Source organism: Prosthecobacter sp. (genome assembly GCF_020439865.1).
GTDB lineage: Bacteria > Verrucomicrobiota > Verrucomicrobiia > Verrucomicrobiales > Verrucomicrobiaceae > Prosthecobacter.
Genome location: NZ_JAGRPF010000137.1, coordinates 1 through 13,677, shown reverse-complemented (window position 1 = coordinate 13,677; position 13,677 = coordinate 1). Strand labels below are relative to the sequence as shown.

Sequence of the window (13,677 nt, the reverse complement as noted above, 5' to 3'; positions counted from 1 at the left end):
GCTTTGACGATGGGCTTGGGTTCTTCCCGAGATTTGGAAACGACGGGTTTCTCGGTTGCCGCCGCCGGCGCCTTCTCCTGCAGCAGGGACACCACACGTGGATTGGAGGGTGGCGGCAAAGCTGCGGCGTTTTCAGGCGGAGCAGTCGCGGTGGCCGGCATGTCGGCTGCGGCCGCAAGTGACGGCGCTGATGGCGGCGCTTCGTCAGGCGCCACCAGGGACATCGGTGTCAGCGCTGCGGCGGACAGGCTCGCAGGAGCGTCGGAGACCTTCACGGCCTCGCTCGGCACCTTCGTCTGGGGCGGCTGATCAACAACGGCGACAGCCTTGGGTGCGTCTCCCGCTGCACCGATCGGCTTCAGCGTTTTGGGATCGACCGGAATCGCGCTTGGCACCGCCTGTTTTGGCACGCGCAGCATGGTTCCGGGACCGATTTGCAGTCCTTTGTCGATCATGTTGAGCTTGGTGATCTCCGCTTCCGTGGAGCCAAACTTGGCCGCGATCGACTTGATCGAATCCCCCGAACGCATCTCGTAGTTGTCATACTGCTCGGTATCCGCCGCCGCACGCGCCTGCGCGCTGACGATTTCGGGCGAAGTCACCGGCAGTCCAGAAGGCATCGCTGTCGCGCGTGTCGCCTGGGTCACCGTCTGCTGGGGAGCCTCCTCATCGCCCATGAAGTCATAGATGATGATGCCGCCAATGAGAGCGACATGAATCAGAAGCATGACGACAAACATGCGCGCCATGCCTGAATTCGGCTCGTGCTGGTTCCACTCACCCTCTTCTGTCACCAGAGCCACGCGATGACGATGCCGCTCACCATCCATAAGGTTGAGGAGCAGCCGGGGTTCTTTGGTCTTGGTTTTCTTCTTCATAGGACCTGGGGTCTTGGGTTGTCGAGATTCGGGTTGTTTAAATTCAATTCAGTCCGTTCACGGCCGCGCGGAACACATCGCCCCGCTGGGCGTAGCCGGTGTACATGTCGAAGGAGGAGGTGCCGGGGCTGAGGATGATCGCATCCCCCGCCTGCGAGGCTTCGGTAGCCAGACGCACGGCATCTTCCATGTCAGCGGCGCACTGGCAGGGCAGCAGATCGCCAAATGTTTTCTCAAGCTGCGGCGCAATCTCGCCGATCAGCACCATCGCGCGCACCTGGCCGTTCAAACCGGCGCGCAACGGCGTGTAATCAAGTTCCTTGTCCTTGCCGCCGGCGATGAGCACGATCGGACGTTCCTGCGAGCGCAGACAGGCTTCAAGCGCGTGCAGATTCGTCGCCTTCGAGTCATTGATGTACTCACGATCACGCAAAGTGCGCACCAGTTCGCAGCGGTGCCTTGGTGGCTCGTAGCTCTCCATGGCTTTCAGCATGCTGGAGAACTGCAGCCCGAACACGCGACCTGTCATGAGCGCCGCAAGCACGTTTTCCATGTTGTGGCGGCCACGCAGTTTCAATCCGTCCGCCCTGCCGATCTCCTGACCAATGCAGTAAAAGGCTCCGGCATCATAGGTGTAGCCCGCCTCCGCGCCGTAGGCGGAGAAAGTCCAGCGCTGCGCCCTGCCTGATGACACATTTTCACCCGCACGCACGATGGCGACATCGTCCGAGTTGACGTTTTCAAAGATGCGCGCCTTCGCGGCGAAGTAGGCCTCCATGTTCGGATAGCGGTCCAGATGATCCGGCGCAAAATTCAGCCACAGGCTGGCCCGTGCGCGGAAGTCGCGGATCGTTTCGAGCTGAAAGCTGCTGATCTCGAGTGCGAGCACATCGTAGCGCACGCCGCTGGCGACAACCTCGCTCAAGGACACGCCATGGTTGCCGCAAGGCAATGATTTCATGCCACAGCCATTGAACAGCGCGGCGACTAGCTCCGTGCAGGTGCTCTTGCCATTCGTGCCGGTGATCGCCGCCATGGGCATGTCGGTCAGTTGAAAGGCAAACTCGGTTTCGCCCACAAGCGCAGTTCCGGCATCGGTGAACTTCTTCGGCAGAGGCCAGTGCTCGTCGAGGCCCGGACTGATGACAACCTGCTGAAACTCGCCCGGTTTGACGATCAAATCGCGCGCCGCCTGACCCGTGACCGACTTGAAGCCTTCGGCATCCAGCTTGTCCGTTTTCACCGCATCACCCTCGTCAAACACCGTCACCGCCGCGCCATGCTGGCGCGCCAGCAGCGCGGCGCCGAGGCCGCTGCGGCCGGCGCCGAGAATGGCGATGTGTTGGGAGGCGAAGCGCATGAATCAACGAACTTTGAGCGTGGCAAGGCCGAGCATGGCAAAGAGAAGCGACAGGACCCAGAAGCGCACGATAACCTGATTCTCGTGCCAGCCTCCGAGTTCGAAGTGATGATGAATCGGAGCCATGCGGAAGATGCGCTTGCCGCGCTTCTTGAAGCTCCAGACCTGAAGAATAACGCTCATGGCCTCCATCACAAACACACCACCGACGAGCGCGAGGACGATCTCCTGCTTGCAGCCGATCGCGAGAGCGGCAATGCAGCCGCCGAGTGCGAGCGAACCTGTGTCGCCCATGAACATTTTGGCAGGATGCGCATTGAACCAAAGAAAGCCGAGGCATGCACCTGCCAGCGCCATGGCGATGATGGGCAATTCGTTCGCCAGGCTGTTGTGCGCGACGCCGAGATAGTCCGAATAGCGTGCGTTGCCGCAGATGTAGCCGAACGCAGCATAAGCCAGCGCCGTGGTGATGGAGCAGCCGGTGGCCAGACCGTCCAAACCGTCGGTGAGGTTCACCGCATTCGACGCGCCCACGATGATCACCGCAAACATCGCCACTGCGAAGAGGTGCATGTCCGCGATGACGGCATCCTTCACAAACGGGATGTACAAAGCGCGCAGCGTGACGCCGTTGTCACCCGGAACCGCGTAGGCAAACATCAGACCTGCCAGCACCGCCACCGACGTCTGCCACACCAGTTTTGTGCGGGCGCTCACTCCTTTGGAGTTTTTCTTGCTGATCTTGAGATAGTCATCGCGAAAACCCAGCGCACCGAGACCGATGGTCGTGAACAAAACGATCCACACCATGATGTTGTCCCACTTCGCCCACATGAGCGTGGAGAGCACGATGGCCCCCAGAATCAGAATCCCGCCCATCGTCGGCGTGCCGGCTTTTTTGCCATGCAGTTCGTAAAGCTTGTGCACTTCTTCAGCGGTGCGAATCGGCTGACCGATCTTCAGGGAGATCAACTTGCGAATCAGACGCTCGCCATACATCAGCGAGAGGCCGAACGCCGTAAGGGCGGCTCCACCGGCACGGAACGTGTGGTACTTGAAGAGGTTGAGAATCTTGTACACGGCGGCGTCATCGCTCATCCAGTGGTGAGCGATCAGCCATTCCCTGAGTTCGTAGAGCCAGTACATCATGATGCGGAAAAATGCGTGAGAACCTGTTCCATGCGCGCGGAGCGGCTGCCTTTGAGCAGCACCACGTCTCCTTCGCGCAACCACTCACGCAGCCGTGCGGCACATGCGGCATGATCGGGGAAATGGCGGGATTGCAGAGCTTTGTTGGCACGCCCGGCAGACTCGCTGATGAGCGCAGCTTCATCGCCACCGACGGTGAACACGGCGTCGAGGTTCAACGATCCGGCAAACTCACCCACCCGACGATGCTCGGCCTGCGCCAGCGGTCCCAGCTCTCCCATCCGGCCCAGCACGGCGACACGGCGGCTGTGCTCGCCTCCAAGCCTGCTGAGCGTGCGCAAACCGGCGAGCATGCTGTCCGGATTCGCATTGTAGGAATCGTCGATGAACTGAATGCCATCGACAACTTTCGGCTCAACACGACCGCCGGTGAGTTTGGCCTGGTTCAGCGCGTCCGCGATGTCCGCAGGCGCGATGCCCTGCCTCCATCCCATGCAGGCGGCTAGCGCCGCATTGCCAACCATGTGTTCACCAAGAATGGGGAGACGCGTTTCGACTTTCTCTCCGCCGAAGTCGAGTGTGAAGGTCGTTCCCGTCGCATCGGCGCGCAGATCGGAGGCGACCACGTCTCCGCAGCCGACTCCGGCCATCGAAACACTTGCCTGGCAGTGACGGGCGATGACCTCGCTGTACTTGTCATTAGCATTGAGCACCACGACGCCCCCGGCACGGACGTTCGCCGCCAGCGTGCCTTTTTCCCAGGCGATCGCATCCTGCGTGCCCATGTATTCGATGTGGGCCATGCCGACGTTGGTGATGATGCCGGCGTCCGGTTTCGCGATGTCCGTGAGGACCTTGATTTCACCGGCATGATTCATGCCCATCTCCGCGATGCAGCACTGATCTCCCTCTCGCAACGACAACAGGGTGAGCGGCAGACCGATGTGATTGTTCAAATTGCCAACCGTCGCGCGTGTCTGACATTTGCGTGCCATGACGATGGCGGTGAGGTCCTTGGTGGAGGTCTTGCCGTTGCTGCCGGTCAGACCAATAATCTGCGGCGCATGATGCTGGCGATACCCACGCGCCATGTTCTGCAACGCGAGCAGAGTGTCACCAACTTCGATCGTGGCGCACGGCAGTGCCCCCCATGCCGGATTGACCTTGCTGACAACCACCGCAGCGGCGCCTGATGCGGCGACCTGAGGAATGAAGTCGTGCGCGTCAAACTTTTCACCCACCAAGGCCACGAAGACTTCCCCCGCGGTGATTTTGCGCGAATCGGTGTTCACGTTCGTGACCAGACGCGAGCCATTGCCACGCAGCGTGCCTGCGGCGAATTGGGCCAGAGCTTGGAGAGAAATCGGGATCATCGATCAAATCGTTCTGGGCGGTCCGGGCGGTCAAATCCGCCGCGCATGGCCTCGCGTTCAGCGGCCTTTTCTTCACGTTCGGCGGCACGGTCGGCCTTGAGTTCATGCAGCAGCTGCCGCGCGACCCGGCGGTCGTCGAACGGATGCTTTTTGCCTTGAATGTCCTGGTAGTCTTCGTGGCCCTTGCCCGCGATGAGCACGATGTCACCCTGCCAGGCCCCCTCGAGTGCAACGCGGATGGCCTCGCGCCGATCGGCGATGACGGCATGATTCTTCGGGCGGACAAAACCGGCTTTGGCGTCGTTGAGAATCTGCTGGGGATCCTCGGTGCGCGGGTTGTCGGAGGTGAGCACGCAGATGTCACTGCCGGCCTCTGCTGCCGCCGCCATTTTGGGACGCTTGGAACGGTCCCGATCGCCACCGCATCCGAAGACCGTGATGATACGACGCGGACGCAACGCCCGGACAGTTTTCAACGCGTTGACGAGACCGTCAGGTGTGTGCGCGTAGTCGACGAAGACTTGGAAGCGCGAGTTGTCGGAAACACGTTCCATGCGCCCCGGCACCTGAGGTGCGTTCTGCAGGCTTTTCACGGCCTCGCGCAGATTCAATCCGACGCCCTGGGCAGCGGCAAGAGCGCCGAGCGCGTTGTAAACATTGAAATCCCCGATGAGCGGCAGGCGCACGAGGAAACTGCGGCCTTTCGCCTCAAGTTCGAACGTGGTGCCGGTGAGATCATAGCGCACGTTGATGGCGCGGAATTCGAGACCGACCCCGAATCCAAAGCGAATGACACGACCGGTGTGTTCGAACTGCTGGATGAGCTTCCGCCCCCAGGAATCGTCGCCGTTGATGATCAACGCACCACGCGGATTGTCGGCGGTGATTTGAAACAGACGCGTCTTCGCCTCGAAGTACTTCTGCATCGTGCCGTGATAGTCGAGATGATCCTGCGTGAGGTTGGTGAACACCGCGGCGGCAAACGGCAGTCCGTGGATGCGATCCTGATCCAGCGCATGCGAGGAAACCTCCATCGTGCAGGCGCGGCAACCATTGTCCCGCATCGCCGCGAGCAACCCCTGAATCTCGAGCGATTCGGGCGTCGTGTGCGTGGCAGGCACGTGCTCCTTTCCACCAAGATCGTAAAACACGGTGCCCAGCAGGCCGCAGCGCTTCTGCGCAGCGTTGAAGAGATGATGCATGAGGAAGGCCGTGGTGGTCTTCCCGTTCGTGCCGGTGACGCCTGCAATGGTGAGCGATTTGGCCGGATGGCCGTTCAGAGCCGCCGCCGCCTGCGCAAGAGCAAGACGCGAATGCTTCACATGAACCCACGGAATCGTGGCATCGTCGGGAGGGGCCTGCTCGGCAATGATCGCAGCAGCACCCAGTTCGACGGCTTTTCCAATGAAGGCATGCCCGTCGGCATGCGTGCCACGAATGGCCACGAAGGCGATGCCAGGACCGGCTTTGCGCGAATCATAGGCCAGCCCGGTCACCTCGGTGTCAAGGCTGCCGGAAACGGCGGGTTTGTCGAGATGGGGAACAAGGTCACGCAGTTTCATGGTGCGTCTCCTTTCGCGGCAACCTTGATGGGACGCTCATGGCGGATGGCAAGATGATCGAGCGTCTCGCGCACGACCTCGGCGAAGATGGGGGCTGCAACACGACCACCACGAATCATCCGGGAACTCTCGGCCTGCGGATCGTCGAGCATGACCAGACAGACAAGCTGCGGATTCTCGACCGGAGCAATGCCGACGAACGAGGTGAGGTAGGCTCCGTCGATGTAGCGCTTTTTGTCAGGATCGTAGCGACGCGTGGTTCCGGTCTTGCCACCGACGCGGACGTCGGGCAGCGCAGCGCGGCTGCCAGTGCCTTCGAGCACCACACCTTCAAGGAAATCGCGCAACGAAGCGGCTGTCTTGGCGGTGCAGACCTGCCAGACAGGCTGGGGAGGAGTGACTTCCATTTCGCCGTTGGGTTTGACGACACGATCGATCAGACGCGGCTTCATGAGCACGCCACCGTTGGCAATCGCTCCGTAGGCCATGCACACCTGCAGTGGAGTGACTGAAACTTCGTAACCAATTGGCATGCGAGAGTAGGTGGTGTTGCTCCATTTGCCGGTGTTGACGTAGCCGCCCTTTTCACCAACGAGCCCGATGCCGGTGGGAGTACCAAAACCAAAACGCGCGACGTAATCGAGCATCATGTCCTGTCCGACCCGCTTGCTGATTTTGTACATGCCGATGTTGCTGGAATGCACGAGCACACCTTTCACGGTCTGCATGCCGAGAGGTTCGTCGTCACTGAGCTTCACCTTCCGCACCGGGTCTTCGTAATACATGTTGCCGCAGTCGATCTTCTCTCCGGGTGTGACCTTGCGGTTGTCGAGTGCGGCGGCGAGCGTGACGACCTTGAAGATCGAACCGGGCTCATAGGGCTCGGCGATGGCGTGATTCGTCCAGGTGCTGACATCCGGATTGCCAAGATCACGATGGGGACGGGCCGCCATGGCAAGCACGGTTCCAGTGGCGGGTTCGGTTACCACGATCACAACACGACGGGCTTTGTTGGCCTTCCAAGCGCGTTCACAGATGGCCTCGACATTGTCCTGAAGCTGCATGTCGATGGTGAGATAGACGTCGCTGCCGTGCCGAGGTTCGACCACCTGGCCGCGATACGCGGGAAGTTCGTGGCCCGACTTGTCACGTTCGATGAACTGCTCACCCGGAATACCCGTGAGCTTTTCATCCATGAGCTTCTCGACTCCCCAACGGCCCTTGTTGCGCGTGTCGGTGTCACCCAGCACGAGAGAAAGCCTGTCCTGCGCAGGAAAGCGCCGGGCGACGGTGGGACGCATGTGAATGCCGAAGATATGCTCCGCCTTGAAGAGGATGTTCCACTGTTTCGCAGTATCCTCGTCCACCTCCTTCGCGAGAACGACCTCCGGCTTGTTTGAAGCGAGCTGGCTGCGGATTTCCTCCTCCGTCGCGGGCAGGATGCCCGAAAGCACTTTTGCGACATGATCTTGGTAGGCCGAAAGCGTTTCCGCATCGCCCAGTTGCTCACGCAGCTCGATGGCCTTCACGCCGCGAACCGCCGCGAGGTGGTGACGCACCGTGATCAGCTCACGCAGGTGCGTGCGATCCGTGTAAAGCTCGCTCACATCCTCGTCATGGGCGAGGTATTCACCGCTGAGGTCCTTGATGGCTCCGCGGTGTGCGGGCAGGACGATGTGACGCTGATATTTCAGCGCGGCGAGTGCAGCCAGACGCGGAGACTCTTTGATCTGAATGACAGCAAGCCGCCACGTCACGAGCGAAAACCCCGCCAGCAGAACAAACAACAGCAGGAGCATGCGGCGGCATACCGGGCGCTCACGGCGGATTTGAATTTGATTGGGAAGTGGCTGACTCACGGATTCCGGGACGTCGTTAGAGCAATGGAAGGATCAGGGGGCGTCACAGCGGCTTTCTCAGGCTGCGCAGGAATCGGTTTGAGCAGAACAAGGCTCTGCTTGGTGATCGGCCGCAGCAGGGTGCCTGCGCTGGTCAGACGAGGTTGCACGCGGTCCCGCGTGAGCATCGTTTCGATGCGGTTGTTCAACGCCAGGATTTCGGCGTTCAGCAGCCGCATCTCGGATTCGACCTTACGCTGTTCCTCGCCAATGGCGCGAACACGGTTCTTGCTCACCACGATGCCCAGGCCGACAAGCGCGAGCGAGGCGACCACGATAAGGATGCCCGTGATCGCGGACAGGCCGAGGCGGTTGCGGTAGCGATTGCGTTGACGTGGTTTCATGAGGGAAGTCGTTCGGCGACGCGCAGCACGGCGCTGCGCGCACGCGGGTTGAGTTCGATCTCCTGCGGTGTGGCCTGCACTGGCTTGCGCGTGACCAACTTGAGCAGACAGTCGGGATTCTTGCGTGCTTCAGGCCATTCCGGACGGTCGATGAAAGGCGCGGACAAGTGCTGCAGCGTCTGTTTGACAATGCGGTCCTCCAGCGAGTGGAAGGAGATCACCGCGAGCCTGCCGCCGGGCTTCAACCAGCGCGGAGCCGCAGCAAGGAAATCGTGCAACGCGGCCAGTTCGTCGTTCACAGCGATGCGCAACGCCTGAAACACGAGCGTGGCCGGATGACGCTTCCCGCGCTTGGGTGAAGCGGCAGACACGATGTCTGCGAGCTGGAGCGTCGTCTGGATGAGGCGCGCATTGCGTGCTTTGACAATCGCCCGTGCGATACGCCGGGCGTTCGACTCCTCGCCGTACTCGAAAAAGATGCGCACGAGTTCCGCCTCGCTCTCTGTGTTCACAATGTCGGCCGCACTGCGTGGTGACTCGGTGTCCATGCGCAGATCCAGCGGACCGTCCTTCATGAACGAAAAGCCGCGAGCCGCATCATCAAGCTGATGGCTCGACACACCTATGTCGACCAGCATGCCGTCAAAGCCAGACACGCCGGTTTCTTCGACAATCTGCGGAAAGTTGCGGAAGTTGCCGCGCAGCGCGCAAAACTGGGCCGCAAAAGGTTTCAAACGCTCCGTCGCATGCTTCAGCGCGTTCAAGTCCTGGTCCATCGCAACGACGCGCGCGCCATGCTGAAGAAGTGCTTCAGAATGCCCGCCACCACCGAGCGTACCGTCGAAAATGAGCTTCCCGGGAGCAGGCTGCAGCAGGCTGACCACCTCGGCGAGCAGCACAGGAGCGTGATAAAACGGCAGATTTCGGGTAGACGATCCCGTTGGATCAGGCTCAGGCGGTTCCCCCCCTCCCCCAGCCCCCGGACGCGTCACCAACGTGCCACGCCCCCAAGGCATCAGGTCGTCCATGGCGTCCGTGGTGCCAAACCAAGGCCAGCCTCCCACTTGAGCAAATCCAATCAGTCTGGAAATCCCAGCAAACAACCTCTGCACAAGCAACTCCTCCCCTCGGCGAGACCGATGAGAGGAGCGCAGCAAGGAGGGGCCAATTGCAGGAAGCGCGTTCATGAAAGAAACGGGAGAGCGGAACTGCCGGGCATGTGAAAATGTGACAGAAAGACCGTGAACCTAAAATTCTAACTAATCCTTATAATCTAGAGACTGCGTTCTTGGCAATCGTCTATTTTCAGAATTTTCACCTTCTCATAGAATTACTCGAATGGAGTTCATTCGAACAACTCAACGTTCTAGAGATACCCATAACAAGGTTGCTCCTCTCTGGCAGTTTTGCCTCAAATCAGTGTGTGGAATCTCGACCCCATCGCGCATCCAAACAACCATTTTCATCCGAGGAACGCGACCGTCTACACCAGCTGTGCCGGGTACAAAATGCGTCTCTATATCAAGAGGAATCTCGACAGAGGACAGGAAGTATTGCTAGCCTCGCAGAAATTGAAACAATTCCGACCCACCAACCACCATGGCCAAAAAACCTGCTCCGAAGAAGGCGCCTGCTAAAAAGCCGGCTGCATCGAAAAAGCCAGTCCCCGCCAAAAAGAAGCCCGCCGTGGTGAAAAAGAAGTCCTTGCCGGTAAAAAAAGCGACACCAGCAAAAAAGGCAGCCGTCCCGGCCAAGAAGCCTTCGAAAGCTCCATCCAAACCCGCGCCTGCGGCACCGGCCAGGAAATCTGAGCCGGCTCCCGTGCTCAAACCCGTCTTTGAAGCGCCGGCACCGAAGCCCGTCGCTCCACCATCTGCTCCTGCCAAGGTCGTCATGAAGACCGGAGCTGGTGGTGCCACCGCGTTGACTATTGCCGCTCAGGCCTCGGCCGGTGCCGCAGCCAACGGTAATTCCCATCCGGCGAACATCATGGTACTCGTCAGTTGCGCTGGTTGGCCGGTCACGGATCTGACCAAAGATCACTTCACTCTGATGGAGTACTTTGAAGTTCCCGGCCAGCAAGCCCCCTTCAGCAACAACATCACCTCCTTTCGTAACGTCGGCACCGGAGCCTACCTGCTTCAGGTCAAGCCGATCAACGGAGCCCCCTGGCGCAGCGGTCATCACATCGCCCAGATCTTGGTCTCGTCCGCCGACGACCGCCAAGGGCAGGCTGGAGTGAAGCTGATCATTCGCTGAGGCTCCTGTATCGATTCGTGATCGACAGGCGAACCGGCTCCGCTAGCATGCGCGCCATGAATCGCCGTGCCTTCCTCGCTCAATCCCTCGCCGCCACTGCTGCCTCCACGTTTTCCCAGGCTTCCATTCAGGGAGGCAAACTCGCCATCGGCCTCGATCACTTCGCCGTCCGCGCCACCGGATGGAAGGCCGCGCAGTTCATCGACTATGCCGCGTCGCTGAAGCTGGACACGATGTTCATCTCCGAGTTGCACATCTTTGAAAACTTCGAGGAGGCATACCTGAAAAGCCTCAAGGAGCAGGCTGATCGGCTGGGATTGAAACTCTACGTCGGCACCGGCAGCATCTGCCAGTCCTCCAATACTTGGAAAGACATCTACGGCACTCCCGAGGAGCATCTCAGCCTCACCATCCGCATCGCCAAAACGCTCGGCTCGCCTGTCGCACGCTGCTATCTCGGCAATCAAAAGGATCGCTCGTCTGATGGCGGCATTCAGAAACACATCGAGGCAGTCGTCAAAACCATCAAGGCCTGCCAGTCGAAGGCCGAAGGTGAAGGCATCAAGATCGCCATCGAGAACCACGCCGGCGACATGCAATCGCATGAACTGAAACGCCTCATCGAAGCCGCCGGCAAAGGCTACGTCGGTGCCAACATCGATCCCGGCAACGCCGTTTGGGCGCTCGAAGAACCGTTGAAACATCTCGAGGTCCTCGGCCCACTCACTGTGTGCAGCAGCGTGCGCGACAGCATGCTCTGGGAGGACGAAAGCGGCGCCGTCATGGTCCAATGGACCGCCATCGGCGAGGGCCTTGTCGATTACAAAGCCTACGCCAAACGATTCGCCGAACTCGCCCCCGGTGTCCCGCTTCAAGTCGAAACCATCTCCGGCTTTGCCCGTCCGTTCGACTATCAGAAGGAGGAGTTCTGGAAGATCTTCCCCAACCACCGCGACAGCGACATGTTCAAGGCCTGGCTCGACATGGCCAAACGCGGTCACAAAATCGACAGCTTCAAAGCCCCCGACGGCCCCGGCAAAAAAGACGCCGAGATTGCCTACCAGAAAGGCCAGGCCGAACGCAGCTTTGACTGGCTGCGCGCGAATGCGTGATTGCACATCGGCATTTCCGCGATACATCGCGTCTCGTCACGAACGCGTGGATAGCTCAGTGGTAGAGCGGCTCGTTTACACCGAGTTGGTCGGGGGTTCGAATCCCTCTCCGCGCACCATTTCATGAGGTGCGGTCACTTCCCCACTCGCATCCACTTAACGGCTTCCATCCCGCTGGCGAGTTCCTTCACGCGGATTTCCCACGTTCCTGGGTCTTCATTCGGAGCGAGGTTGAGACTGAGTTCGACGATGCCGTTTTCAGCGGCGTAGAAGCCGCTGCCTTCGGTGAGTTTGCCGCTCGCATCGCGGACATCGACGCGCACGGGAATGACAGCCTTCGTCGGTGTGTTCTGAGTCGAACTGATGCTGACGTTGACTTTTGCCACGTTGCCAAAGCTGGCAGATTCCGGCGCCTCCAGCTGGATGCCCAGCAGCGGTTTCGGCGTGATCATGAAGATCTTGCCGTCGCATGGGCCGAGTTCGACGGGCCAGCTCATGCTGCCGTCATCGGTGCGTTTCGGCACGATGAACTGCGTGCCGGTGAGTTCATACACGTTGGCCGATTCCGCCTTCAAACTCACGATTCCCTTCGATGGCAGCCCGTTTTCCATCACGAGGCCGTGCTGGCCCACATAGCTGCCGTATTCGCGCTTGTCGTTCACGACGAAGACATAGGTCGCATCGCCAAACTTCCGCGTGCGCACGATGATCTCCGGATTGTCGCACGTGGCTTTCTGCGGCAGCGCGAAACCGGAGAGCGTCTTCGCAAGTGCGAGCACTTTGTCTTTGTCCTCCGCGGCTTTCTTCTCGCGTTTGAAGCTCTGGATCGTGAAGTCCGCCTTCAAACCGGGGCAGAGAAACTCATCCGCCACGATCTTGCCGCCCTTCTTCTGCCAGTCGGCGATGCGATCAACGACGGACTTCGTCAGCACATCGCAGTACGGCATCACGAGCACCTTGCGTCCGCTCAAGCCACTTCTCGTCAGCAGCGTTTCCTCAAACAGGATGTCCGTCTGCACATGCGCATGTTGCAGCGCGAGCCACAAATCTGCCTCCCAGCCGTTGTTCGAGCCGTAACCGCCGCGTCGTGCGAACATCTGCGAGGTGAAGCTCTCCAGAAACGCGACTTCACTCCTCTCATCGGGAATCGCCATCAGCGTCGGCCCCAGCGGCTCGATCACATCGTGAATGAGCTGCATCAAAACGGGCGCAGTGTTGGGATTCGTGAAGCGATAACCACTCGGACTGTCCGTCTGCACCAGCGACTGCCAGCCGTGATACATGATGCCCTGGATCGGCCGTGCGATCTTCGTCCACAGCGCCTCCTTCAAGTGCATTGGCGCGATCGTAATGTAGGCCGCCTCAGGATCGTGATCCTCCCATGCCACAACTTCACCCGGTGCCTTGCTGCCGATCGGCGCGGTCTGCGAGCGATACCAGATGAGCTGCGTCATCTTCATCACGCGCTGGTTTTTGCCGGTCGCGGCGCTCATCGCGAAAAGCTGATCCGCGCACATGCCGATCTTCTGCGGATCGGGATAAGTGTAGGTCCAGTGCGAGATCACGTCCACGCCACCGCCCGCACCGCTGATGCTCGGCTGTCGCACCGCAGGATCGAAGAAGGTCCAGAAGTCGCGTCGTCCGTTGCCTTTCACCCCCTTGCTCAGGGCCGTGTGCAATGCGTTCCAGCCATCGCCCACCGTCCAGAACCAGCGGTAGTATTTCAAAATCGGATGATCATC

General features: G+C 60.0%; 12 protein-coding genes and 1 tRNA gene. 3 read left to right on the top strand and 10 right to left on the bottom strand.

Annotation, left to right across the window (positions count from 1 at the left end):
- From KDL09_RS16285 to KDL09_RS16245, 9 genes are all read right to left on the bottom strand, one after another.
- The coding region (locus KDL09_RS16285) for a LysM peptidoglycan-binding domain-containing protein (RefSeq protein ID WP_294387331.1) at positions 1 to 878 on the bottom strand (878 nt) is incomplete at its 3' end.
- Positions 879 to 921: 43 nt separating this feature from the next.
- Positions 922 to 2,238: a UDP-N-acetylmuramoyl-L-alanine--D-glutamate ligase gene (gene murD, locus KDL09_RS16280; RefSeq protein WP_294387329.1), complete on the bottom strand. Its 1,317-nt coding sequence runs from the start codon at positions 2,236 to 2,238 to the stop codon at positions 922 to 924.
- A gap of 3 nt (positions 2,239 to 2,241) precedes the next feature.
- Complete coding sequence (mraY, locus tag KDL09_RS16275) at positions 2,242 to 3,336, bottom strand: phospho-N-acetylmuramoyl-pentapeptide-transferase (RefSeq protein ID WP_345781095.1); 1,095 nt, start codon at positions 3,334 to 3,336, stop codon at positions 2,242 to 2,244.
- A 47-nt stretch (positions 3,337 to 3,383) separates the two neighbouring features.
- The gene (murF, locus tag KDL09_RS16270) at positions 3,384 to 4,760 is read right to left on the bottom strand and encodes a UDP-N-acetylmuramoyl-tripeptide--D-alanyl-D-alanine ligase (protein WP_294387324.1); all 1,377 of its coding nucleotides are present in this window, start codon (positions 4,758 to 4,760) and stop codon (positions 3,384 to 3,386) included.
- A complete protein-coding gene (locus KDL09_RS16265; RefSeq protein ID WP_294387321.1) occupies positions 4,757 to 6,322 on the bottom strand; it encodes a UDP-N-acetylmuramoyl-L-alanyl-D-glutamate--2,6-diaminopimelate ligase in 1,566 nt (521 codons plus the stop codon). The genes murF and KDL09_RS16265 overlap by 4 nt, the downstream gene beginning before the upstream one ends.
- Entirely contained in the window at positions 6,319 to 8,121 is a 1,803-nt protein-coding gene (locus KDL09_RS16260; protein WP_294387318.1) for a penicillin-binding protein 2, read from the bottom strand. The genes KDL09_RS16265 and KDL09_RS16260 overlap by 4 nt, the downstream gene beginning before the upstream one ends.
- Positions 8,122 to 8,177: 56 nt before the next feature.
- Entirely contained in the window at positions 8,178 to 8,564 is a 387-nt protein-coding gene (locus tag KDL09_RS16255) for a hypothetical protein (RefSeq protein WP_294387316.1), read from the bottom strand.
- The gene (gene rsmH, locus KDL09_RS16250) at positions 8,561 to 9,592 is read right to left on the bottom strand and encodes a 16S rRNA (cytosine(1402)-N(4))-methyltransferase RsmH (RefSeq protein WP_294387314.1); all 1,032 of its coding nucleotides are present in this window, start codon (positions 9,590 to 9,592) and stop codon (positions 8,561 to 8,563) included. The genes KDL09_RS16255 and rsmH overlap by 4 nt, the downstream gene beginning before the upstream one ends.
- A gap of 528 nt (positions 9,593 to 10,120) precedes the next feature.
- Complete coding sequence (locus tag KDL09_RS16245) at positions 10,121 to 10,459, bottom strand: hypothetical protein (protein ID WP_294387311.1); 339 nt, start codon at positions 10,457 to 10,459, stop codon at positions 10,121 to 10,123.
- Between KDL09_RS16245 and KDL09_RS16240 the strand changes: the two genes are divergently transcribed.
- The 3 genes from KDL09_RS16240 (at position 10,458) to KDL09_RS16230 (ending at position 12,054) form a co-directional block, all read left to right on the top strand.
- Positions 10,458 to 10,823 carry a hypothetical protein gene (locus tag KDL09_RS16240; protein WP_294387309.1) on the top strand — a complete coding sequence of 122 codons (366 nt, stop codon included), beginning with the start codon at positions 10,458 to 10,460 and terminating at the stop codon, positions 10,821 to 10,823. The two genes, KDL09_RS16245 and KDL09_RS16240, sit on opposite strands and share 2 nt — an antisense overlap.
- A 56-nt stretch (positions 10,824 to 10,879) precedes the next feature.
- Positions 10,880 to 11,935, top strand: coding sequence for a TIM barrel protein (locus tag KDL09_RS16235; protein WP_294387307.1), 1,056 nt, complete (start codon positions 10,880 to 10,882; stop codon positions 11,933 to 11,935).
- Positions 11,936 to 11,979: 44 nt separating this feature from the next.
- Positions 11,980 to 12,054, top strand: a tRNA-Val gene (locus KDL09_RS16230).
- A gap of 15 nt (positions 12,055 to 12,069) precedes the next feature.
- Here KDL09_RS16230 and KDL09_RS16225 read toward each other — a convergent pair.
- Positions 12,070 to 13,677 (bottom strand): hypothetical protein (locus KDL09_RS16225; RefSeq protein ID WP_294387306.1); only part of this gene is annotated, 1,608 nt, incomplete at its 5' end.